This is a genomic window from Kamptonema sp. PCC 6506 (assembly GCF_000180455.1).
Lineage (GTDB): Bacteria > Cyanobacteriota > Cyanobacteriia > Cyanobacteriales > Microcoleaceae > Kamptonema > Kamptonema formosum.
The window spans coordinates 1-23,809 of sequence record NZ_CACA01000300.1 but is presented as its reverse complement, the minus strand read 5'-3'; the positions used below and the strand labels follow the sequence as shown (position 1 = coordinate 23,809).

General features: G+C 43.9%; 19 protein-coding genes and 1 pseudogene. 7 read left to right on the top strand and 13 right to left on the bottom strand.

The features are described from left to right. Positions 1 to 54: 54 nt before the first annotated feature. The 3 genes from OSCI_RS17710 to OSCI_RS17700 all read left to right on the top strand — a co-directional run bounded on the left by OSCI_RS17710 (position 55) and on the right by OSCI_RS17700 (position 2,824). Positions 55 to 420: a hypothetical protein gene (locus tag OSCI_RS17710; RefSeq protein ID WP_026103678.1), complete on the top strand. Its 366-nt coding sequence runs from the start codon at positions 55 to 57 to the stop codon at positions 418 to 420. Positions 421 to 526: 106 nt separating this feature from the next. Then, the gene (locus tag OSCI_RS17705) at positions 527 to 1,504 is read left to right on the top strand and encodes a hypothetical protein (protein ID WP_007356433.1); all 978 of its coding nucleotides are present in this window, start codon (positions 527 to 529) and stop codon (positions 1,502 to 1,504) included. A 219-nt stretch (positions 1,505 to 1,723) separates the two neighbouring features. Next, on the top strand, positions 1,724 to 2,824 hold the full coding sequence (locus tag OSCI_RS17700) for a hypothetical protein (protein ID WP_007356432.1): 1,101 nt from the start codon (positions 1,724 to 1,726) through the stop codon (positions 2,822 to 2,824). A gap of 213 nt (positions 2,825 to 3,037) precedes the next feature. Here OSCI_RS17700 and cobJ read toward each other — a convergent pair whose 3' ends face one another. Both cobJ and OSCI_RS17690 read right to left on the bottom strand, forming a co-directional pair. Next, the gene (gene cobJ, locus OSCI_RS17695) at positions 3,038 to 4,861 is read right to left on the bottom strand and encodes a precorrin-3B C(17)-methyltransferase (RefSeq protein ID WP_007356431.1); all 1,824 of its coding nucleotides are present in this window, start codon (positions 4,859 to 4,861) and stop codon (positions 3,038 to 3,040) included. 380 nt (positions 4,862 to 5,241) lie between these two features. Then, a complete protein-coding gene (locus tag OSCI_RS17690) occupies positions 5,242 to 6,885 on the bottom strand; it encodes an FAD-dependent oxidoreductase (protein WP_007356430.1) in 1,644 nt (547 codons plus the stop codon). Positions 6,886 to 7,174: 289 nt separating this feature from the next. Between OSCI_RS17690 and OSCI_RS17685 the strand changes: the two genes are divergently transcribed. Together OSCI_RS17685 and OSCI_RS17680 are read left to right on the top strand one after the other, a co-directional pair. Next, on the top strand, positions 7,175 to 9,418 hold the full coding sequence (locus OSCI_RS17685) for an AAA family ATPase (RefSeq protein WP_007356428.1): 2,244 nt from the start codon (positions 7,175 to 7,177) through the stop codon (positions 9,416 to 9,418). A gap of 4 nt (positions 9,419 to 9,422) precedes the next feature. Then, positions 9,423 to 10,619 (top strand): McrC family protein, encoded by a 1,197-nt coding sequence (locus OSCI_RS17680; protein ID WP_007356427.1) that lies wholly within the window; start codon positions 9,423 to 9,425, stop codon positions 10,617 to 10,619. Between the two features lie 94 nt (positions 10,620 to 10,713). On the opposite strand, the gene ftnA is transcribed toward OSCI_RS17680, so the two are convergent. The 8 genes and pseudogenes from ftnA to OSCI_RS17640 all read right to left on the bottom strand — a co-directional run bounded on the left by ftnA (position 10,714) and on the right by OSCI_RS17640 (position 18,902). Beyond that, positions 10,714 to 11,253 carry a non-heme ferritin gene (ftnA, locus tag OSCI_RS17675; protein ID WP_007356426.1) on the bottom strand — a complete coding sequence of 180 codons (540 nt, stop codon included), beginning with the start codon at positions 11,251 to 11,253 and terminating at the stop codon, positions 10,714 to 10,716. Positions 11,254 to 11,311: 58 nt separating this feature from the next. Further along, positions 11,312 to 11,557, bottom strand: a complete 246-nt coding sequence (locus tag OSCI_RS17670; protein ID WP_007356425.1) for a FeoC-like transcriptional regulator — start codon at positions 11,555 to 11,557, stop codon at positions 11,312 to 11,314. Positions 11,558 to 11,836: 279 nt separating this feature from the next. Beyond that, positions 11,837 to 14,269 (bottom strand): ferrous iron transport protein B, encoded by a 2,433-nt coding sequence (feoB, locus tag OSCI_RS17665; protein WP_007356424.1) that lies wholly within the window; start codon positions 14,267 to 14,269, stop codon positions 11,837 to 11,839. Continuing rightward, positions 14,266 to 14,958: a FeoA family protein gene (locus tag OSCI_RS17660; protein ID WP_007356423.1), complete on the bottom strand. Its 693-nt coding sequence runs from the start codon at positions 14,956 to 14,958 to the stop codon at positions 14,266 to 14,268. Before OSCI_RS17660 ends, feoB begins: the two co-directional genes overlap by 4 nt. Positions 14,959 to 15,753: 795 nt before the next feature. Beyond that, entirely contained in the window at positions 15,754 to 16,476 is a 723-nt protein-coding gene (locus tag OSCI_RS17655; protein WP_007356422.1) for an ExbD/TolR family protein, read from the bottom strand. Positions 16,477 to 16,489: 13 nt separating this feature from the next. Continuing rightward, entirely contained in the window at positions 16,490 to 17,275 is a 786-nt protein-coding gene (locus OSCI_RS17650; protein ID WP_007356421.1) for a MotA/TolQ/ExbB proton channel family protein, read from the bottom strand. A 253-nt stretch (positions 17,276 to 17,528) separates the two neighbouring features. Beyond that, positions 17,529 to 18,101, bottom strand: a pseudogene (gene rsgA, locus OSCI_RS17645) (ribosome small subunit-dependent GTPase A); the annotation flags it as partial. A gap of 129 nt (positions 18,102 to 18,230) precedes the next feature. Continuing rightward, positions 18,231 to 18,902 carry a phosphatase PAP2 family protein gene (locus tag OSCI_RS17640; protein WP_234708770.1) on the bottom strand — a complete coding sequence of 224 codons (672 nt, stop codon included), beginning with the start codon at positions 18,900 to 18,902 and terminating at the stop codon, positions 18,231 to 18,233. A gap of 102 nt (positions 18,903 to 19,004) precedes the next feature. On the opposite strand from OSCI_RS17640, the gene OSCI_RS17635 reads away from it, so the two are divergent. Beyond that, positions 19,005 to 20,102, top strand: coding sequence for a M23 family metallopeptidase (locus OSCI_RS17635; RefSeq protein ID WP_007356418.1), 1,098 nt, complete (start codon positions 19,005 to 19,007; stop codon positions 20,100 to 20,102). Between the two features lie 140 nt (positions 20,103 to 20,242). Here OSCI_RS17635 and OSCI_RS17630 read toward each other — a convergent pair whose 3' ends face one another. The 3 genes from OSCI_RS17630 to petM all read right to left on the bottom strand — a co-directional run bounded on the left by OSCI_RS17630 (position 20,243) and on the right by petM (position 22,514). Next, positions 20,243 to 21,160: an NAD(+) kinase gene (locus OSCI_RS17630; RefSeq protein WP_007356417.1), complete on the bottom strand. Its 918-nt coding sequence runs from the start codon at positions 21,158 to 21,160 to the stop codon at positions 20,243 to 20,245. Between the two features lies 1 nt (position 21,161). After that, the gene (locus tag OSCI_RS17625; protein ID WP_007356416.1) at positions 21,162 to 22,136 is read right to left on the bottom strand and encodes an SDR family oxidoreductase; all 975 of its coding nucleotides are present in this window, start codon (positions 22,134 to 22,136) and stop codon (positions 21,162 to 21,164) included. Between the two features lie 273 nt (positions 22,137 to 22,409). Beyond that, positions 22,410 to 22,514 carry a cytochrome b6-f complex subunit PetM gene (petM, locus tag OSCI_RS17620; protein ID WP_019486958.1) on the bottom strand — a complete coding sequence of 35 codons (105 nt, stop codon included), beginning with the start codon at positions 22,512 to 22,514 and terminating at the stop codon, positions 22,410 to 22,412. Positions 22,515 to 22,824: 310 nt separating this feature from the next. Between petM and OSCI_RS17615 the strand changes: the two genes are divergently transcribed. Continuing rightward, positions 22,825 to 23,809 (top strand): serine/threonine protein kinase (locus OSCI_RS17615; protein ID WP_234708769.1); only part of this gene is annotated, 985 nt, incomplete at its 3' end.

Genomic DNA, 23,809 nt, shown 5'->3' with positions numbered 1-23,809 from the left:
AGGCGCGAACAATTGCGCCTCTACACTAATTTCAGGATGTATCAAGAGGGTGAAATGAAAAAAGTTGCAAATTTGACTAAATCAGACGTGCGCGAAACCAGTTTGAGACGCAATTTAGACCTAACAAAAGAGATTCGCGCTGATGCTACAAACGATCTCGAAAGTCTGACGGAAGATTTTAAACACATGACTTTAGTAGTCGAGTCTGTGCAGCGAAATTACAAAGCACTTTTGGCACAAAATCAACAACTCAAAGAGACTCTTTTAGGCTTAGTTGAAGAGTGCTATTGTTGGCAAGGTAATCGGTGCGAACGCTGCGAGCGAATTCTTAAAGTTTTAGCTGGTGACAAAGCTGAAGAAAAAATCGATCCAGTTGGAGAATATAAAGCAATTCTCAAGCAACTTCGCAAACTCGGATGATTGATGCGCCCTTCAACTTTAGCTATTGACGGCAGAGTTCGATCGGCGCATCATAGAAGTAGAAAAACTGTTTCTAAAGTACAACCATACAATCAGGAAAAGCAAGATGACACTAGGAAATGTCAAAGACAGCAAAGCCAAGATTTTGCAATCATTTCAGCAAATTTTGACTGAAAAGAAAAAAATCGAATCCAAAGTCGCCACTAAGGAAGAGGAAGCAGAAAAGGCTAAAAACAAACAACTCCTAGAAGTTGCCGCCACTTATACAATTGATAGCATTGTCAAAGGTTTAGCTGACTTACAATTAGATTTTGGCAGCATCATCAACGGAGTAACGGAGAAATTAGGTACAGAATCCTCGAAGTTAGATGAACTCAAACGCGCCCTTGAAATTGAAACCCAACGCTTGCAAGAATTGCAGCAAATTCGCATCGTAGCAGATGCTCTTCATATCTTAACTCAAGAACACCAAGAGAAATTAGCATCGCTAGAACAAAATGCCGGGATTCAGCGAGAAAGTATTGAAAAAGACACGGCTGAAAAACGAAAAGCTTGGCAAAAAGAACAGCAGGAGTTTGAGGTAATTATTGCAGAACAAACTGCATTACTTGCTAAAGAAAGGCAGCGGGAAACAGCAGATTATCAATACGAATTAGAGCGCACTCGCAAAGTAGAAACTGACGAATACGAAGAGTTTAAACGCAAATTAGAACGGGAATTGCAAGCATCTACTCGTGAGAAAGAGAAGAAATGGGTAGAACGGGAAAAATATCTTGCTGACAATCAAGCCGAATTTGAAGAAAATCAAACTAAAGCCGCTGGCTTTGAAGAAGAACTGAAGCAAGCCTATATCAAAGCTAAGGAAGAAGCAATTCAAGAAGTCACCCGCGAAGCGAAAGTAAAAGCAGATTTGTTTGAGAAAGAATGGGAATCTACTAAGCAGGGTTCTGAATTGAAGGTGCAATCGCTACAGGAAACAATTGCACGACAAACTGAACAAATTGCCGACCTTTCCGCTCAATTACAAGCCACGATGAGACAAGCACAAGAATTAGCAATGAAAGCCTTTGCAACTAAGAGTTAACGGTTAACGGTTAACGGTTAACGGTTAATTGTTGATTGTTAGTTTTTGGTTGTTAGTTTTTGGTTGTTACTTGTTAATTGTCATTGCGAGGAACGAAGCAAGCACGAAGCAATCTCAAACCTTTCCTAAACCTTACAATGCGTAAGTCCTGATACATATTTTCCCGATCATCTACTTACTGAGATATAGCATTTCCCAAATATTAGGAGATAGACAACGATGGCAAAAAGCATCAATGACAAGAACACTAAAGCTGAAATCTTAGAAGCTTATAAAGAAGCTGCGAAAGAGAAAGCTGCTTTAGAGTCGCAACTCAAACAGCTTAATAAGGAAAAACCAGCAGTAATTCCTGGACAGCCAAATGTAGTCAAAGAAATTTCAAATTTAGAGGCAGTGAAACCCATGACTTTAACTCAAGTTCAACAACAAAAGTTGCAGTACACGATTGAAAGTTTGATGTTGCTGCAATCAGGTTTTGGGGGTGCTGTCAGCGAATTATCCGAAAAATTGACATCGGAAGCTTCTAAGCTTGAAGAACTCCGACGGACTGTAGCGGAGGAAATTCAACAACTGAAAGACTTGCACAGTTTAGAAGAAGTTGAAGATGAAACTTTGGATAATTTAATCCAACAATACGAACAAAGTTTCAAAGCCTTTGGAGAGGAATTAAGCGAACGGCGCGAAACTGTTGAACAGGAATTATTAGACAGGCGCAAAGCTTGGGAAAAGGAACAAGAGGAGTATAAACGAGCACTAAAAGAACGGAATGATAACCAACAAAAAGCTCATCAGCGCAATCGAGAATCCTATCATTATGAGTTGAATCTTGCGCGGAACTTGAATATTGAAGAATACGATTTAAATAAGAAGGCGCTCTATAAGCAAATGGAAGAATTTCAGCAAGCACAAGAGCAACAATGGGCTGAGCGTGAAAAGGCAATTGCCGACCGCGAAAAACTGTATGCTGAGGTTAAAGCCAAGGTTGAAGCTTTCCCGAAAGAGTTGGAAGCAAATATCAAGAATGGCAAAGATAATGGTCGCAATATCGGCAATTATCAAGCCAAGATTAAGTCTGATTTGTATGCTAAGGAAGTGGAAGGACAAAAACAATACTACGAGTTACAAGTTCAATCCTTATCTCAGACAATTCAAAATCAAGACACGCGAATTGCTAATCTATCAAAACAACTTGATTCTGCTCTGAAACAGGTGCAAGATTTGGCGGTGAAAGCTATCGAAGGTTCATCGAATTTAAGTTCTTTCCAAGCTGTTAAGGAAATCGCTCTTGAGCAAGCGAAGACTCAGCAGAAAAATAAATAAAAAGGTCTAATATAAAATCCGGGTTAGCCATCCCCTTTATTAGCAATAATTCGTCATTGTTCGCTGTGCGAAGCAATCGCCTAGTCTCTGCGATTGCTTCGCACAGCGAACAATGATAATAAAAGGGGTAGTAAACCCGGATTTGGTATAAGTCCTGTAATTTGGAGAATTGGTATCAGGAGTGAGAAAAAATTAGATGAGAACGGATAACAATCAATCACTAACAATTACTGATTCAGAATATCGCCTCGGTGTATAAACCCAAACACCACCATATTTACGATCGATTATCCGAGTTTGACTCGATCCAATAATCACCAAAGTTCTCATATCGGCATCTTCAGGCTGAAATTGATCGAGAGTGCAAACCTTCACTGATTGACCCGGCCGGCCGAGATTGCGTCCCAAGACAACGGGAGTTTCAGGCGATCGCAATTTTAATAAAATTTCCTTTGCCTTACCTAGTTGCCAAGTGCGCTGTTTTGATACTGGATTGTAAAGGGCGATCGCGAAATCAGCGCCGGCCGCAGCAATAATCCGCTGTTCGATCGCTGACCAAGGCTTAAGAATATCCGAAAGTGAAACCACGCAAAAATCATGGCCCAGAGGGGCCCCAATCAGCGCAGCAGCAGCCTGCATTGCCGAAATTCCCGGCGCAACCCGAATTTCTAGACCCTCCCATTCCGGCTTAGCTTCCCGTTCCAACACCTCAAATACAGCCGCAGCCATCGCAAAAATGCCGGGATCTCCCGACGAAACCACAGCTACAGATTTGCCTTCTGCGGCCAAATCTAAGGCAAAACGCGCCCGGTCTAATTCTTCGCGATTATCAGAATCGTGTCGTCTTTGTCCCTGTCTCTGGGAGCCCGCTAAATCGAGATAGAACTTGTAGCCAACCCAATCCGTAGCTTCACGCAATATTTCTTTGACTTCCGGGGACATCCACTGTGTCCCTCCTGGCCCCGTCCCCACTATTGCCAGTTGACCGCGTGGGTGTCCGATAGTATCAGGATAGATCGGTGTCGATGCGATCGCGATCGCTACGCCCGCCGCAGGTATCGCGCCACTCATCTCCCCAAATTCCTGACATCTCACCAATCGCCCCCCAACACCCACAGCCGTAAGCGCAATTCGTCCCGCCATTATCCCTTTCTCTTCTCTGTGGGCCTGTGGAAATGGTGCATTAATATCAGCAGGAAATTCGACAAGTTCAGTTGGATCGAAAAAACGGGTAGGAACTTTAAACTTTTGAGCGATCGCTTCCATTGCCGGCTCTCCCATATTACCTTTGACAGCAAAGATCGCGGCAACAGATGCGGCTGCTAACCCTAAATCGTCTAAAAGTTGCTGCACATAAGCCAGCGCGATTTCTGGTTCAATGCTGGATAAAGAGGTCAGCGCGATCGCCACAGTTGCGGGATGATATACCAAACAATCAGCCTTTGGTACAACCGCTTTTTCGGTCACGCAAACCGTTAATTTTCCCAGACTGGCGATCGGTAACTTGCTATCACTTAACCAAGGTGCAATACCATCTAGTTGTAGCGTCGCCCCTGCTAACAAATCAGAAATAAAAGTTTTAGCATTTTCTGGGTTTGCCAGATAGTAACCTTGGGGAGGATTAAGTAAAGCAGTCCGAAAGCGGATATCGCCTGTGGTAGTAATTGCTGGCTGTACGCCTAAAGCTGTGGCAATTTCTCTAGCTAACTCATTTACACCATGCAATCCTCCTAATAATGGTACAACCGCACTGCCATCTTCCGCGACTGCTAAAACTGGGGGTTCGTAGCGTTTATCTGTAATTAAAGGGGCGAGAGTACGGATCAGAATTCCCGCAGCACAAATACCGATAATTGGAGTGCCGGCGGCGAATAATTCCCGTAAAGTTTCGCCAAAGTTGGTGAAGGTAATATCAACATCCCAAGTGCGATCTGCTAAGCCATAGAGGGAAGATCCGGGTAAGGCGGCGATGATTTGTCGTGCCAGGGGTACGCTATTTTGACCTAAAATGACAATTGCTGGGGAAACTGGATTCACGGTGAAAATTTAATTAATAATTGCTATGTTCCAAGAGGATTGCGATCCTAATTGGGAAGCTACAAATTTAATTTTACCATTAATACAGTAAGAAGGGTGAAGTATCCCGAACCAGCCACACCATAAATGCGGTCATTACCCCCTAAACCGTCAAGAGTATCACCCAAATCTGTACCAAGGACTGTATCATTTCCCTCAGTTGCAGTTGTTGGTGTTGAATATTGAACAGTAAATCCGTCTATTTTGTAGCGAATATCCCTCTTTTGTCACTCTATTTTATTACCCAATCGGATGACTTTACTGATAGACTTTAAAGTGTTCTATCGGCAATAACTTAAATAATTTTTTTGATAGAAAATCAAATTATTCCCAAATCTCGATTATTTTACATCCCTATAATCAACTCCTTCACTGGTATCTCTACCGTACAAACCTGTAATTTTACCCGTTAACTCCTCCATTTTTTCCCTAACTTGCCTGGAAGTAATTGTATTCAAAGCCACGCCAGATTGACGCGCAATCGCCGCCGCCACGCCAATTCCTTGACCTTGATAAATATTAACTGTTAAAATTCTTCCCACTGATACAGCCATCCCCACATATCCCGATGAACGTCCAACAATTGCTAAATTGTTTACCTTTGTAGCTAAAGCACTTTCAATACCAAAGTTATACACAGGAAGAGGGGGGATTTTGATTGATAATCCTTTAACTCCGCCTCGTAAATCAAAATCATAGGAGAAACTACCGATAGATTTTTCTGGTTCAGTTCCTCCTTTGATGATTTCCTCTCCTGTCAAGGGATCGACAACATCGCGGATATTTAATGTTTGCCTGATATAGATTTCATCTGGGATAAATAATCTCACATCTTTACCAGACATTTTTTGTAGCCAAGCCTGGATAGATGACATTTCTTGAATCATTTCTGAGTTTGGTTTTCTGCCATTTTCTTCGAGTTCAATAACTTTATCAACGGGGTATTTAAACAAAAACCCATTCCAAGATAAGGAGTTATCTTTGTAGATGCAAATATTAGCGCGATCGAAAAAGAAGCCCGCCTGATTAAAGGGTTTATTATGTTCTAAATGGTAGGCTGCACCTAATACTGAACTTCTGATATTATAACCATCGCGATAGGGTTGATAAATAGGTTGCCAAAAATTTCTCATCCAGAATTCAGCCCCTGCTGGATCTTGATATTTATTAATGCTATCTTCTATTTTTGTCACTAACTCTTGATTGTAGATAATCTCATCTTCAATCTTTTTTAACTCTGGTATTGTTAAGCCTGTAATCGTCGGTACTAAAGATACTGATAATGTAGAATCTCGCAATTTTGGCGATTGAGATTCATAGCCACGATAATAAGACAAGCCAGCTTTTCTGGCTAATTCTGCATCTTGAGTTGTATCAATATAGGAGTCAGCTTTAATTCGGATATTGTTTTCTTTAACTTCTACATATTCAATTTTTTGATTGGCGACATGAGGGTTAAGAGTAGAACCAGAAACGATCGTTATTCCGGCTTCTGATAGCATTTCTTTCAATGCTAGATCGCCTGTTTTAACCTCTAAGCAAGCTTCGGAAACTTGAGCTTTATCTAAGAAGTTAAGGAAACATTGGGCGTAGGGTTCGGAATACCAACTTGGTATTTTATCTAAGTCAACATAGCCTAAACCACCGCGTGTAAGTACGCCGCCTAGAGGTGCAGTAGGATGATTTGAACGGACTAAGGCAACTTTTCCATTGGGGCCTAAAGATTTTTTTGCCCAAATTGCTGCACATACCCCTGGAACTTCATCTCCATAAACTACTACATCATAGTTTTGATAAATTGCAGGTGTTTGTGCGGCTATCTCTGGTGATTTTGGTGTGTTAATATGAGCTTCTAATGTAGCGCTGGCTTGGTTGGTTTTTAAGATATAATTAGATGCTTGTCTAATATATTGTGAGTCGATTAATAGTTTTAATGTTATGAAGAATAGGATAATTCCGCCGATTTTCTTTAAGTTGGGAAGCATTCAGTTAGATTGTTAATGGATATTGAGAGCGTAAAAGTTGCTCTGCGGGGTTTACGCTGTTGAATATAGCACTTCGGGGGGATTTTGACATAAGTTAATGATGTTTTGGGGGTTGGCGGTTTGTGGGGGTTTTGGGTAACGGTTGCTTTTTTGCTGTTAGTATGTTATGGGTGCGATGTTTGTGGTTGGCTAGGTGTAGGTATTTTTGATGTCTGGTTTCAGTAATGCGATCGGCTACAATTAATAAATCAGGCTCGCACTTGGGAACAAAGTCTATTAAAGAAAAATTATGGATGAATTGGTCACATCCCCAGAAAAATATATCGCCTTTTTAGATGAAGTATGGCAAGCCGCGTCTGACAGTGATGGTGATCCACAAGTTGTCTATCCCATCTTTTCTGCTAACCTAGATAAATTCAATCAGATATTAGTGGAACTGTACCCAAATTGGGCTAACAATATTCTCTCGCAAGCAGAAGCAGACAAAGCTCGAAATGTTGCAGTGAACTTTTTACATTTTAGTAATTTAATTCGCCAGTTCCCTTTAAACAAAAATGCTAGTAAACAGGAAATCGCAATTATTGGTTACAAATTAGTTTTAACCGTCTTCACTCGCCATAAATTTCCTGAAAAGTGGGCAAGAACTCAAAAGAATCTGGGATTTGCCTACTCTGACAAAATCACTGACGATCAGACTAAAGCGATCAGTTGTTATCAAATGGCTTTAAAAGTATACACCCGTGCCGATTTTGCTGAAGATTGGGCTAATATTCAAAAAAATCTAGGACTTGCCTATTTTAAGAAAATCACGGGTGATCAGACTAAGAATATAAATACGGCGATCGATTATTATGAAAGTGCTTTAGAAGTATACACCTTTGACAAATTTCCTGAAGAGTGGGCAGCGACTCACAAGCATCTGGGAGAGGCTTACTTTAAGAAAAACAGGTGGAATGCAGCTATCGCTTATTATAACCAGGCTTTAGTAGTTTACACCCGTGATGATTTTCCTGAGTCTTGGGCAAATATTCAAAATAATCTGGGAGATGCCTACTTTGAGAAATTCACTGGCAACCAAGATGAGAATATTGATGATGAAAATATTGATGCTGCGATTAGTTGTTATCAAAACGCTTTAGAATTCTTCACCCATGCCGATTTTCCTGAGTCTTGGGCAAAGAGTCAAAATAATCTGGGAGATGCCTACTTTAAGAAAAGTATGGGCAAGCGATATGAGAATATTGATGCGGCGATCACTTGTTACAAACTAGCTTTAAAAGTATACACCTATGCCGATTTTCCTGGATCTTGGGCAAAGATTAAAAATAATCTGGAAACTGCCTACGAGGAAAAAATCACCAGCAACTGTGCTGAGGATATTGATGATGCTATCGCTTATTATCAAGAGGCTTTAGAATTCTTCACCCGTAGCGATTTTCCTAAGTCTTGGGTATACACTCAAAATAATCTCGGACTTGCCTACTTTAAGAAAAGTACGGGCAACCGAGATGAGAATATAGATGCTGCGATCACTTGTTTTGAAAAGGCTTTAAAAGTTGATGGCACATCTTACTTTTTTCGTCAATATAAGGCTAAGATTCAAAATAATCTGCTAAGTGCCTACAAGGAAAAAATCACCGGCAACCGGACTGAGAATATAGATACCGATGTTAAAACACTAAAGTGCCAGCCAGAATATTCTCCCAACCAATTCTCTCAAGAAACAGGCTTCACCGAACCCCAACTAACCCAATGGAAAAACGCCATTAACCGCAAAGGCCAAACCATCATCCAAGGCCCACCCGGAACCGGCAAAACCTTCATAGCAGAAAGACTTGCCAAACACTTAATCGGCGGAGGTGATGGCTTCTCAGACATTATCCAATTTCACCCCGCCTACACCTATGAAGACTTTATCGAAGGCCTCCGGCCAATAACTGAAAACGGACAATTAACCTACTCAATAGTTCCCGGTAGATTCCGACAATTCTGCAAAAAAGCCGAAGGCCGTGAAGATACTTGCGTACTCATTATTGATGAAATTAATCGTGCAAATCTCTCTCAAGTCTTTGGGGAATTAATGTATCTTTTAGATGAACGAGAAAACACAGAACGCTTTATTATATTAGCTAGCGGTGAACCATTTAGAATCCCTACAAATGTCCGCATTATTGGCACTATGAACACCGCAGACCGTTCTATTGCCCTAGTCGATAATGCACTCCGCCGCCGCTTTGCATTTATCCCTATTTCTCCCAACTATGAACTATTGCAAAACTATCATAATAGAGAGGAAACAGATTTTCCAGTTAATAAATTAATTGGTATTCTCAAAGATGTTAATCAGGCAATTAACAATAAACACTATGAACTAGGTATTTCATTCTTTTTGACAAAAACCTTAGCTGAAGATATCCAAGATATTTGGCAAATGGAAATTGAGCCTTACTTGGAAGAATACTTTTTTGATAATCAGACAAAAATGAATAAATTCCTCTGGAATAAAATTAAAGATGAATTGAGCAAAGCATAATCTTATGAAACAGGAATTACCCGAACCCATCAGACTCACAGAATATCAAGTAGTAACATTTAAAAAACATGAAATTACTGAATCCGTCGGACAGAAAATACATCAGAATTACAGGAAGAAAATCAAGATAAAATTTCCCAACTTTACCACAGGAGATAAATGGCAATTAAAATCTAAAGGCATAGTTGGTCATATTCCAATCACTCCAGAATTTCACATTATTATCAAGCCAAAAGTCCCGATTGCCAACTTATTTGGAATGCTTGAATATGCCTATAAATTTAATATAAATTTTCAAAAAGAACTGATAAAGTGTGAATATTTAGAACAACTCTATGAACGATTAGCAAACATCCTTGCTGAGAAAATTATCGAACGCTGTTGCAAAGGATTATATCGCGATTATTTACCCAAAACCGAAAAACTGGGTTATATTCGCGGCCGCCTCGATATCCGCCAAGCTGTTCAAAAACCTTGGGAAGTTCAAATAAAATGTCACTATAACGAACAAACAAGCGATATCGAAGATAATCAAATTCTAGCTTGGACACTCTTTATTATTGGTCGTAGCGGTTTGTGTGGCGAATTAGTCTCCTCGAAGGTGCGAAAAGCATTTCACACACTCCAAGGAGTTGTTACCATAAAATCTTTTACTTCACAAGCTTGTATTGATAGAAATTATCACCGTTTAAATCAAGATTATCAACTTTTACACGCCTTATGTCGCTTCTTTCTGGAGAATACAGGCCCAAGTCACGAAAAAGGCGATCGCGAGATGGTTCCCTTTCTAATAAATATGGCTAATTTATATGAACAATTTGTTGCTGAATGGCTGAAAGCAAATACACCCAAAGACTTTTTCATCGAACAACAATACCGAGTTACCCATGACCAACATTATTTCGATCGGATTGACTTAATTTTACGCGATATTGAAACCCAAAAAGTCGAATACGTCCTCGATACTAAATACAAAGTTCCCGAAAAAGTAGCCAATAGTGACTATCATCAAATAGTCGCCTATGCAAATGCAGTAAACTGTAAAAATGCAATTCTGATCTACCCGCAAAATCTCAAAGTTCCAAGAGACACAAAAATTGGCGATATCCGAGTTCGTAGTCTAACTTTTTCCCTAGATAGCGACCTCAATCAAGCCGGAAAAACCTTCTTAACCTCTCTACTTGCAAACACCATTCTCTAACTTTTATCTCCACCCTTAAAACTTCAATGATTTGAGCTCTAGGGTGGAGGCAAACACTGCTTGTCCTACCTGTCTAACCACAGGCGCAGTTAGATCAAACATTCGGACTGGCAGGAGACATCGATGTGGCTTCCTTGCCTTTGGTGACAGCTAGTGCAGCAACTTCGCGATCGATAAAAAACAACCCCTGTCCGTCTGTACCAATCAGTTTGATCTTGTCAAGAATGCTCTTAAACAAGAACTCCTCCTGGTGTTGTTCTGCAACGTACCATTGGAGAAATTGCAGGGTAGGATAATCTGGTTCTGTATTTGCCAAATGAACTAGATCGTTGATTTTGCCAGTAATGTATTGTTCATGGCTGTAGATTTTTTCAAACATTTCCTGCAACGAGTTAAACTCTCTCGGTGGTGCTTCCATTCCACCAATAATGGCTAATGCACCAGTTTCTTGTAAGTAACTGATTAAACGTCGCATGTGCATTGTTTCTTCATCGGCGTGTTGACTGAGAAAGGTCGCACAACCATCTAAAGCTTTGTAGGCGCACCAAGAACTCATTTGCAAATAAAGGTGAGAGGAAAACATTTCCAGGTTGATTTGTTCGTTCAACCGATCGATCATCACTTGGGGCAACATAGCAAAAATCTCTTTGATAACTTAATCACTCTAAAGTTATAACATGAATGAGTCAAATCTAGTTAGTTAGATGCTTCGTGCTAGAGTCAGAATTCACCCACTCATACAGTTCCAAACTCTCCGGCGCACAGCTATGGCAACCGCCACATTGTTTGCCTGCCAGTTTACGCACACGCCCTTTGCGAATCAGCACATGGAGCATTTCTCGCAGAGCATCTGCATCAGTTTGAAACTGACGGGCAAGTTCTTCTAGAGACGTTTGGGGATGAGTACGGAGGTAGGTTTGTAGTTGTTGCAGAATCATGGGAGTGAAGAAGGGGCTAGGGGCTAGGGGCTAGGGGCTAGGGGCTAGGGAAAGAAGGGGAGGGGGAATGGGCATTGGTGTCAACTTAAGCCGAAAGCCCGCCCTGGGTTTTAACCCCTGTCGGATTAAGGGTTTGACCTTAAGTTGACACCTATGGGGAGTGGGGAATTGGTAATAGGTAATGGGTAATTGGTAATTGGTAATGGGTAATTGTTAATTACCCATCCTCCCTAGTCCCTAGCCCCTAGCCCCTAGCCCCTTCTTCACCCATCCACCTGATTATTGATTAGCCAGCACACTCGAACGACTTGAACTCTGGGGCGGAAGGCGACGGCGATCGCTGAACCATTTTAATCCCGCCAGAGTTGCGACCATTGCCAGAGCTAGACCAATCAACCAGGCGATCGTACTGCCGGGATGCTGGTTAAAAGTCATTAATTGGTAATAAAACACTGCCACCCAGTAAGCCAGTCCCGTCGTCCAGCAGGCAACAAATGTTGTCCAGCCCAGGTTAGTTTCCCGGTAAACTGCTGCGGTGGCGGAGACACAGGGGAAGTAGAGCAGCACGAAAAGCAGGAAGGCGATCGCCGCAGTCGTACTCCCAAATCGAGTCGCCATTTGCCCAAAGGTGGTGTAGTGAATCTCCTGCGCTTCTGCTGCTGCTTGTCGATCGCCCGTATCGTTCAGAATACTGAGTCCGATCGGGTCAAGTACCTGATTAGTCAGGTCTGCCAGGTTTTTGGGAACGCTGGCGAAGGCTTCCCCAATGCCACCCCAAAAATCAAACGGTTCTGCTTCCTCGCTGGCTCCCGATGCCTGTTCTGCCAGTTGGGTATAGATGGAATCCATTGTGCCCACCATAACTTCCTTGGCGAATACTCCGGTCATTAATCCCACCGTTGCGGGCCAATTTTCCTTGCCGATCCCCATTGGCGTGAAGATGGGGGTAATGGTGCGGCTGAAGGCGCTCAGAATCGAGTCCTGACTATCCTGTTTGCCAAAGGAACCGTCCATGCCAACGGAGTTGATCAACCCTAGAATCAACACCATGACCACAATCATCCGTCCGGCTTTGGTAATAAACGCCTTCAACCGCTCCCAGGCACGAATCAGGATGCCTTTAATCGTCGGAATATGATAGGGTGGCAATTCCATGACAAAGGGAGCCGCATCGCCTCGGAAAAGGGTTCGCTTCATCACCAGTCCGGTAAAGACGGCCGCCAGAATGCCCAGGATGTAGAGCAGGAAAACGATGTTCTGACCGTTGGTGGGGAAAAATGCCGCAACAAATAGGGCGTAGACGGGCAGACGGGCACCGCAGGACATAAACGGGTTCATCAGGATGGTCATTAGGCGATCGCGCCGATTTTCCAGCGTCCGAGTTGCCATAATCCCAGGAATATTGCAACCAAATCCCACCATCATCGGTACAAAAGATTTACCCGGAAGTCCCACAAACCGCATCAGTCGATCCATGACGAACGCTGCCCGTGCCATGTAACCAGAATCCTCTAGGATCGCTAGAAAGACAAACAGAAATCCAATCTGCGGGATGAAGGTAGCAGTGGTTTGAATCCCGCCGCCAACGCCGTCTGCCAGCAGTCCAATTAACCAGCCGGGGGCATTGATTTGCTGCAACAGATGGGCGGTGCCACCGACAAAAATGGTACCCACACCGATATCAAAGAAATCAATAAACGCACCACCTAAGTTGATGGCAACAAGAAACATCAGATACATCACCACTAAGAAGATGGGAATCCCCAGCCAGCGGTTGAGTGCGATGCGATCGATGCGATCGGAGAGCGTTTGTCTCACCAAATTAGTCCGTTTGGTTACACCTTGAAGCACTTGCCGAATCCAGGTGTAGCGACTATCAGCGATCAATAGATCGGTATCTTCTCCCAGAGTTTGATGGATGCGGTGACGATGCTCGGCAATCCGTCGGAGTGTATCCTGTTCCAGATCCGGGAGATGGCGATCGTCGTATTGCAGCAGGTTCAAGGCAAACCAGCGGGCACTAGAGAGTGGGGAATGGGGAGTGGGGACTGGGGAAAGAGAAGCAGAAATTTCTTCCCTAGCCCCTAGCCCCCAGCCCCTAACCCCTCTTTGCAGTATTGGCACTAAGTCTGCCAGCGCCTCCTCAATCACTGGGGGATAGGCAACATAAACACGGGGGATAGCCACCTGCGAGAGAGCATGGGCAATTTGATCGCACAATTGAGGAATGTGTTTCCCCGTGTGGGCGCAGATCGGAACAACGGGACAACCGATGCGATCGGACAGAGCATCCGCATCAATCTGGATCTCACGTTTTTCCGCTAGATCCATCATATTGAGAGCGATCAACATGGGTACTCCCATTTCCAAAATCTGAGTAGTCAGATAGAGGTTTCGCTCTAGGTTAGAAGCATCCACAATATTGACAAATACATCAGCACCACCAGAGAGCAGGTAGTCCCGCGCTACTAATTCATCCAATCCAGTAGCGGTGTCTTCTGCATCCAGGGAATAGACACCAGGTAAATCGACAACGGTAATGGAATCGTTGACGACAATCAGCTTACCCCGATGGCGATAGCTGCCTTCCTTGCGTTCCACTGTTACACCGGGCCAGTTACCCACCCGCTGATTGGCCCCGGTTAAGGCATTAAATAGTGTGGTTTTGCCACAGTTGGGATTGCCGACCAATCCGATCGTCGATCGTGTCATGACTTTTCTCCTGAGACGGACGTAACAATCAGGGCGTTGGCTTCATCTTTTCGCAGACTCAGGTGAAAGTCGCGCACTTCAATTTCAGTCGGATCGCCTAGCGGCGCATGGCGGGTGACGCGCAACTCGGTACCGGGCGTTAACCCCATTGCCAGTAGCTTGCGCTTATAGTCCCGCGCCATCGGTTCGTAGCCGACGACTCGTAACACGGAGCCGATGGCGGCATCTCGCAGTTTGACAGAGGAAATATCGGGAGTGGTTTGCATGGTTTCTATGGTTGTCTTCGGCATCCGTTGAGGGATCTCTATGGGTTGGTCTGCATCAATGACTTGAATCCGTTGTGCCATCTCTGCGCCTAATCCCAGGCGCTGATCTTGCAGGGACACGATCGCGGAACCCGTTGTGATGCTGCTAATCACTTCCAGCACTGCACCTGGAATCAATCCCATCCCCATCAGGCGGTTATTGGATTCACCACAGTTGAGAGAGACGATACGGACGCGATCGCCCACCTGCATCGCGGACAGTGGAAAAACTTTGACTTTGAGGGAATTCTCTGGCGCATCTAGTGGCAGGTCTGCTTGAACAGACGGCTTGATGTTTGCATCGCTGACATACACAAATCCCTGCCAACGGTCGGGTTGCAGGTCAGCTATCGAATGATTGACTGATTCATCTCCACTATTCATGGAATTTTTCTCCACAGAGATCGACTACTGAAATTAATTCTCATTATCTTAACTCAAGAATTAGTAAGTATTATTAGCGATTTTGATCTAAATAGCAATTACTCAAGCCAGACAAAGATAGGAGCAGGCACGATTTAACAGTTGTTTCACCAGTTAGCACGACCAATGGCTACAGTCAAAAGAATAGGAGCTTTTATCAATTAACTAAGAGTTGTAGTGATATATGGAACCTGCTTAGGTATCGCAAATCGAGTACACAATTGAGAATAAAGAGGTAAAAGAAGGGGCTAGGGGTTAGGGGCTAGGGGCTAGGGGAAGAAGGAAGAGGGGGAAGAAGGGGAAGAAGGGAATAGAATCAGCGAGTTTAGTGGAACTCAGAACCTCTTAACTACCAAAAAGGTTGCTATACCTGTGGGGGCGAAGCATTTGCGAAACAGAACCTTGATTTTCGATAGCTTAAAGCGCCAATGCTTCGCTTCGCCCCTAATTGCTTCGGGTTCCTGCTTCTACAGGACTTACGCACCCGACCAAAGAAACCGGGTTTTTTGAGGAAAATACTTCGTTCTGCCTTCTACCTTCTACCTTCTGCCTTCTACCTTCTACCTTCTGCCCTCTGCCTCCTGCCTCCTGCCTTCTAATTCTCGATCGCGGCTAAAATCCAGAGATTGCAAGGCGAAAGCCTTTGTCTGTGACCAAAGTAACATCATCGGGATAACCTACCCGCAGGTTTTAGCCTTGCAAGCAACTAAGCAATCTCTCAAAACTCAAAACTTCTTCAACGGCTATTTTTGCAGGTTATTGACTGTTGGATTGCGGAGACTGCTGTGGAACTGTAGTTCCCGGAGTAGGGACAGTCGGTGCAGGACTACCCGCAGGAGCACTCGGATTGATGTTCAGACCACTTGGCTGCTGGCTTGGCGTAACTGGGAAAGATTGAAACTGATTTTGAAGCGGTTGCTGTCCCGGACTGCTGGGAGGTAACTGATACTGTTGGTTAGGATTGAAGCTCGTTCCTGGCTGAAGCGGACTGGGGAGAGGAGTACCGTTATTAGAAGCAGGGGGTATATTCCCAGGATTGAAGGGAAAGGAGGGGCTGGGGGAAGGGGAAGATGACGAACTGGGTAGAGTAGCTAAGGCTACGCGATCGCCTCCTACCTCTCGCAGACGATCTAACACTTCCACCACACGAGCATACTTCGCATCCTTCGGAGCGTACAAAACCATCAACCCGTTAGGATTTTGTTTACGGTAATCTTGTAAAACGCGATCGAGTTGATTCTCATTCATTGGTATTTGATCGATATAAGTTTGACCAAAATCATCAATGCTGACAATCATCATGTCTCGCATCTGCGACTGTCCTGTACGAGCCTTGGGTAAATCCACATTAATCGCCTGCTGACGAGTTAGTTGTAAAGCCGCCAGCAAAAAAAATGTCAGAATGCAAAAAATGACATCAATTAAAGGAACGAGTTCAATTCGAGTCTCTTCCGCAGGAGTATCCACATGAATCTTCATGATTAGTTAGCTATTAGTTGTTAAAATTTGAATCTTCAACGGAGTCAGAACCACTGGTAGGTTTTGGTTCTTTCGGATGCTCTATACTTTCTTGAGCATTAAGTGAATGCCTAGCATAACCTTCCTTAGCAAAAGAAGAATTGCTATTTTCTGAGCCTGGATAACGATTACTGCTAGCTTGAGACCAGTATTGGCGATATAACAACTCCAATTCATTCCCAGCCTTGCGAAATACTTTTACCTGATTGAACAAAAAAGCTTGAAAAATGCGGTAGAAAGTCAAGCTGATAATTGCCACAACCATTCCCGTAGCGGTAGAGATTAGGGCTTCGCTAATCCCCAGGGTAACTCCAGCGGTCGCAGAAGTACCAATATCACCAAGGCGAATTGTACTCAGGGAGTTAATCAAGCCTAAAACTGTTCCCAATAGTCCTAACAAAGGTGCTAGAGCAATCACAGCTTCTAATATTTTGTCACCGCGCCGCATAGAAGCTAATTCTTCATCGGCGGCGGCTTCTAGTCCCAGTCGAAAGACTTCTGGTTCTGGATTGTAGAGTCGCAGAGGGGCATAGAGAAATCTCCCAATAGGTTGCTGGTGTGCTTGTTTAGCAATCTCATTAGCCGCAGCCCAATCGCGACGTGCAGCTTCGAGGACTCGGTTGACTATCTGTTTTTCCTTGCTGATCAGGTTTGCCCAGAACCATAGACGCTCGATAATTGTACTGACAGAGAGGACGGATAAAACCAGCAGAGGGTACATGGCGGGGCCGCCCTTGGCAATGATTTCTTGAATATTCACGGTGTTTTTACTCCTCCATAACTAAGTGAACTACCTATACTGACTTGGTAAGAGTCATAGTGGCATTATTACTTCTACTGGTGTTACAAAACCTTACTTGCTAGTTTCCGAGTATAGGTTTTTCGATATTACAATCCGTTATATTAGCAACCGCCAAGGCAGTTAGGGGCTAGGGGCTACGATGCTCAGGGCTAGGGGAAGAAGGGAATAGAATCAGCGAGTTTAGCAATTAGTATTTGCCAGCTCCGATCGCTTAATATTCATCATGATCTTGAGACATATTCTGCTGTAGTGTTTGGTGTTCAAATCTGCGGTTCAGGCGGCGGTATTTTTTAGATTCCAGCTTGGGTTCGTACTTTTGCTTACCATCGGACTTGCTTTTTAACTTAAAGCTGGATTCAGCATCGCCTAATTGCTGCAAAGCGTGCGATCGCACAGTTGCTTCTGCCAAAAAATCTAGATAATGCTGATAACGCTCCCAATCACCCCGCACAACGCAGTTAGGTTCGTCTCGGTGCGAACAATCGCTAAATTGGCAACTACCCTTACTCAACCGCTGTTTTATTTCTGGGAAATATTGAGCTAACTCTTGTGGTTCACACTCCAGAGTTGGTTGATTAAAACCAGGGGTATCTGCTAATAGTCCTCCTCCCGGTAGTTCAAATAGTTCTACATGGCGAGTGGTGTGTCTTCCCCTACCCAGTTTCCCAGAAACAGCTCCTACTCGCAGGTTGAGGTTAGGAATCAGGAGGTTAATCAAACTAGATTTACCTACACCCGAAGGCCCGGAAATAACTGTAATCTTACCCTTGAGTTGGCTGTATAAAGATGGGGAGGAGGGGGAGATGGGGAGATGGGGAGGATGGGGAGGATGGGGAGGATGGGGAGGTAAATCTCCCATTCTCCCCAATTACCAATTACCAATTACCCATTACCAATTACCCATTACCCATTATCAATTATCTGAAGATATAAACTTTTGATTAGAAATCAAGCCTTGAGCTTGCAATTCCTTGGATATTTCCAAAGTGATAATGCAGGTAATCAGCCATACAAATCCCGCTATATAACCTGCAATCACGTCAGTAGGCCAGTGAACGCCCAGATACATCCGACTAAAACCGATAGTTGTCACTAACAGCACTGTTAAAATGGCAATTAACCACCGCCACCGGGGGAAGTAACTAGCCAGAAAATAGCCCAGTAAACCGTAAATTACCATTGACATCATGGCGTGACCGCTGGGAAAACTGTAGAAGCGGACATCAACTATTCGTTCCCATAGTTGAGGTCGAGTACGGGCAAATAGTTTTTTGAGCAAGGTGTTTAAACCAACGGCCCCTAGTGCCCCGATCGCAATAGTTAGTGCTTCTGAACGGTGGTTGCGTAGTAGAAGTATGAGCCCCAAATTGAGGCAAATCACTAGCAGCAAACTCGGCTGTCCCAAATACGTAAAACCGACCATAATTTGATTGAGTACAGGAGTATGCAAGCTTCTGAGACTCAGTAAAATTTCTGTATCAAAGGCCTGGGTTTCCTTTTCCAGGACTTCTTCTGCGATCTCGGCAAATCCCCACAGGGCAAAAGCCGCAGTCGCTAGTCCCACCAGCCGAATTGTAGTGAGCAATGATAGAAGTGATAAAAGTTTAGAACGCATCTAGGGGAAGTTTTGAGTAGAGATTGCTTTGTTCCTCTTTTACGATACCTGCTAAATCAAGTAGATAGATCCATGATTGCACTATCCAAGAAATATATTTCTAAGTTCCTTCTAGCCGTTACGCTGGTAGTTCTTTCTAGCTGCTTTGGCAAGACAACCAGCACTACTGCTAATCCACCGCAGGTTGAAGCAACTGTTGTGCGATCGCCTCAACCTTCGGAAGTTACCCAACAACCCAATACATCCTCAGCAACGCTAAAATTTGCCCCACCCATTGGCTGCACTTTGGGCAAGGACTGTTACATTTTCCACTATGTAGACAGAGATCCTAGTCCAGCAGCCGTTGACTTTGGTTGCGGCCGCCAAACCTACGACGGTCATGACGGTACAGATTTCGGCATCCCCGATGAGAAAGCGATGGCATTAGGCGTACCCGTTAAAGCTGCTGCTGCTGGCAAAGTGTTGCGATCGCGAGACGGGGTTGAGGATCGGCGGGTGGAGGATCAAACCACTAAAACCCAAGTTGAAGGCATTGAATGCGGCAATGGGATGGTAATCGATCACGGTAACGGTTGGGAAACTCAATATTGCCACCTCCGCAAAGGCAGTGTTGTTGTTAAATCTGGGACGCAAGTAGAAAAAGGCACAGTTTTAGGCATGGTGGGAGAATCTGGTTTAGCCTCTTTCCCCCACGTTCACTTAACTATCCGCTATCAAGGCAAGGCGGTAGACCCGTTTGTAGGGATAGATTCTCAGTCTGGCTGCAAAGTTGCCCGGAACCCACTTTGGGATCTGCCACTAAATTATGTACCCACAGGTTTAATCCGGGCTGGTTTTTCTACTCAAGCACCAGATATGAATGCTGTCTGGCAAGGAAAATTTGCCGAAACCGTACTTCCTGTAAATAGTCCCGCTATTTTGTTTTGGGTGCAAGCTTTTGGAGTGCTTCAGGGCGATCGCGAATATTACAAGTTGTTAGGCCCCAATGGTCAAATCATTGGAGAGAATACAAATGATATCAAATCCTCTAACCGCGCATGGCTCAGTTACGTTGGCAAAAGGAATCGGGGAAACTCCACACTTACCCCTGGAATTTGGCGGGCGCAGTACCAATTGAAACGGGGAGATAAAGTGTTAATCGACTTGAAACGACAAGTAGAATTACGTTAATTAACAATTCAGCGAGTGGGTAGCGGGCCCGTGACAAACCCTTTAAGAATTAAACTTTGGCGGATAAATCCGCCCAAAGTTTGTCCTCAAGAATCCCCGTGTCTTTAAACCGGGGAATGTCAAAAAAATAAACAGTCAAATCAAGGCAACTCAACGGAAGTCGGCTTAGCAATATGCGGCAGTCCCCAACCCAATTTTTCCCGCAAAATGTGGAAAAACTCAGCAGGTTGCAGCCGAATAAACTTAGCGTTGTAGCGCGATCGCGAAACTCGCACTCTATCATCCGGCAAAACATAACATCCCCCGTTCCCATCCGCCACCATCACCAATCGATTCGGGCTCGCAGAATAAATCGTCACCTCTTCAGTATCGGCAAACACCAAAGAGCGAGAAGCCAAAGAATGAGGGCAAATCGGCAATAACTGCAACACAGACACCCCTGGTGTAATCACAGGCCCCCCCGCAGACAGCGAATAAGCAGTCGATCCCGTCGGAGTCGCAATAATTACTCCATCCGCCGCAATATCCACAGGTGCGTGTCGCCCGATCGCCACCTCAAAATGGCACATACAAGTCAGGGGCTCGCGGTGCAACACCATTTCATTCAAAGACAACGCCTCCCACAAGCAGATGTCATCCCGCATCAACTGCACTTCCAGCATTGTCCGTTCTTCTATTTCATATTCCCCATTGATGACCTGTTCCATAGCTTGCGGCAACTGGTTGAGGTAAGTCTCAGTGAGGAAACCCATGTGTCCCGTATTCACAGCCAGCATCGGGATGCCGCAGGGGGCAAGTTGGCGAGATGCAGATAGAACTGTACCATCTCCCCCTAATACCACTGCAAATTTCATCTCGCTGTCAAAGCCAGAAGGGACAAGCTGATCGATAGGAGTGTGGCACATCGGGCGCTCTGGGCTAGAATAGCCCAAAATCCCCCCCGATCCAGAGACGGCACAGACATCCCATCCGTAGGAACTCAGCTTGTCTTGTAACTCGGCGGCGACGCGACAAGAGATCGGTTTAACGTCGTTGTAGATAATCCCAGCTTTCGGCACTTTAAAATGTAAACGGTATCTTTTGAGTCCGTTTCTTAGTTTTAGCCTGCTCGTATTCTAATTCCTTTAGTTTCTTCAAAATTCGACTAAAGTAGTCTTGCAGGTAAGATTCTAAGGTTGTTGTTTCGGCGGGGTCTAGCCCAAAAACGCTATAGACATCATCCATAGCAGCTTTTATGGGTTCGCCGGTTGCCAAAACTTCGGCAAAAGCCAAACGGTCTGATATGTTCCAAGTCCACTGAAACCACTTCGCTACTTGACTAGCAAGGCGCAATATGCTATTAGGCGTGCGCGTTACTTTGGCTTGTTTTCCAGACAAGCGTTCGCATAGACGGATGATTTCGTCAGCTTCCCAAGCGCCGGGCCCGACAACGGGGAAAGTTTTTTTCTCAGTTTCGGGTACAGAAAGGGCGCGGATAGCAAATTTAGCAATGTCTTGAGTATCCATGTAGGCGATCGCAGAACTCGCCCCCGGAACCCAGACTGCCTGACTATCTAAAATCGGCATCGCATATTGACCGATCAACCCCTGCATGAAGCCGCAAGGTTTCAAAACAGTATAATTCAAGCCGGACTCTGCTAAAAACAGTTCCGTACACCGTTTGATTTCCAATAGCGGCACTTGGGGATATTTCTCAGCATCGAGAAACGAAAAAAAGATAAAGCGCTTGATGTCTGCTGCTACCGCCGCTTGAATCAGGGCTACCTTTCCTTCCCAGTCTACTTGTTTAACGCTCAAGGAGTCCGTAGCTTTAGCAGTAGCAGCATCGATAATTGCTGTAACGCCTTCTAGCGCTGGGGGCAAGCTTCCTGGATCGCAGAGATTCCCCGGTACGAGTTCAGCGCCCCATTCTTTTAAAAAGGCGGCTTTTCTGTAATTCCGTACTAAACAGCGCACCTGATACCCTTCGTCTAGGGCACGACGAGCCACCTGTCTGCCAAGGGTACCTGTGGCACCTACAATTAATAAAGTCATCAGGTATTTATGAGGAATCTTAAACTTTCTATCGATATTATCAGAATTTTTCTCATTTTTTAACAAAAGTTAATAAAAATCGTAAAAATTTTTAAGGTTGCGGCTGAGAGTGGGGCTGATTAGGACTCTGCATATAGCCAGACAGGGGTTTCAACCCCTGTCTCATAGCAAAAGTCGCTTGAAACCGACTGTAAATTAATATTTGAGTCAGCCTCAACCGACTTCAGCTATTAGTCAGGGACTTTAGTCCTTGGCGGGTTTTATTAGAAAAACTTATTCTTGTCCGCCTTGAAGCTTGAGTAACAGAAAGCCACCAGCTAAACCTACGAGAATCAGGGTAAAAGACAAAAATGCAGCATTGAAAATTTCAGGGTTCATGTTTTTTATATCTCCTATGCGATCGAGTTAGATCAAAATAATACCGCAGATTGCTATTTGATGAAATAAACTCCAGAAACAATGTTTCGCTTTTATTTACCGGGTTTCGCGTACCTACTTGCATGAAAAAAGCTGTAATTCTACGCATTGCAAGCGCGAGCGCACTTCCCCAGTCTTAAATTTTATATAATCAATTTTTAATTTGAACATAAATTTTTTCTAAAATGTAAAAGTTATTACTTGTTGCTCAATTGTTTTGATGTTATAACTGTTGCGATGGATGTTAAAAATATTCAACTTAATTAAAGTTATGTACCAAATTCCAGGTTATGAGATCGTCGAACAATTATATTTCGGTGTCCGTACCGCTGTCTATCGTGCCTTCCCCATCTATAGTCAAACTCCCGTCATACTAAAGTTATTACAAAAAGATCGCCCGACTTTTAGCGAGTTAGTACAATTTAGAAATCAATATACTCTGGGGAAAAATCTCAATATTTCCGGTATAATTAAAACTTACCACCTAGAATTTTCTCAAAACCGCTACATCTTGAGCATGGAAGATTACGGAGGCATATCTTTAGCAGAATATCTTCCTCAACAAGAGCAGGGCCTCTCTCTAGAGCAATTCCTAAACATGGCGTGCCAGTTGGCTAAGGTTTTACAAAGTTTACACCAAGAACGTATTATTCATAAAGATATCAAGCCTGCAAATATTTTAATTAATCCTCAGAGTCAAGAAATTAAAATCACCGATTTCAGCATCTCGACCTTACTCCCACGAGAAACCCAAGAAATTCAAAACCCCAATGTTTTAGAGGGAACCCTAAGCTACATTTCCCCAGAACAAACGGGGCGAATGAATCGAGGCATTGACTATCGCACTGATTTCTATTCTCTCGGTGTCACATTCTATGAATTACTGACGGGAAAATTACCTTTTTTGTCAAAAGATGCAATGGAATTGATACATTGTCATTTAGCAAAACAGGTAGTACCAATCAATAAAGTTAATCCAGAAATCCCCGCGATCCTGTCGGCGATTGTCAGTAAGTTGATGGCAAAAAATGCGGAGGAGCGCTATCAAAGTGCTTTTGGATTACATCACGATTTAGAAAATTGCCTGACTCAGTTACAAGAAACAGGTGAAATTACCGCTTTTGAGCTAGGAAAGCGAGATATTACCGACAGTTTTATTATTCCCGAGAAACTTTATGGTCGAGAAACTGAAGTTGCGGACTTATTAGCAGCATTTGAAAGAGTCGCTAACCCCCCTGAATCCCCCCTTACTAAGG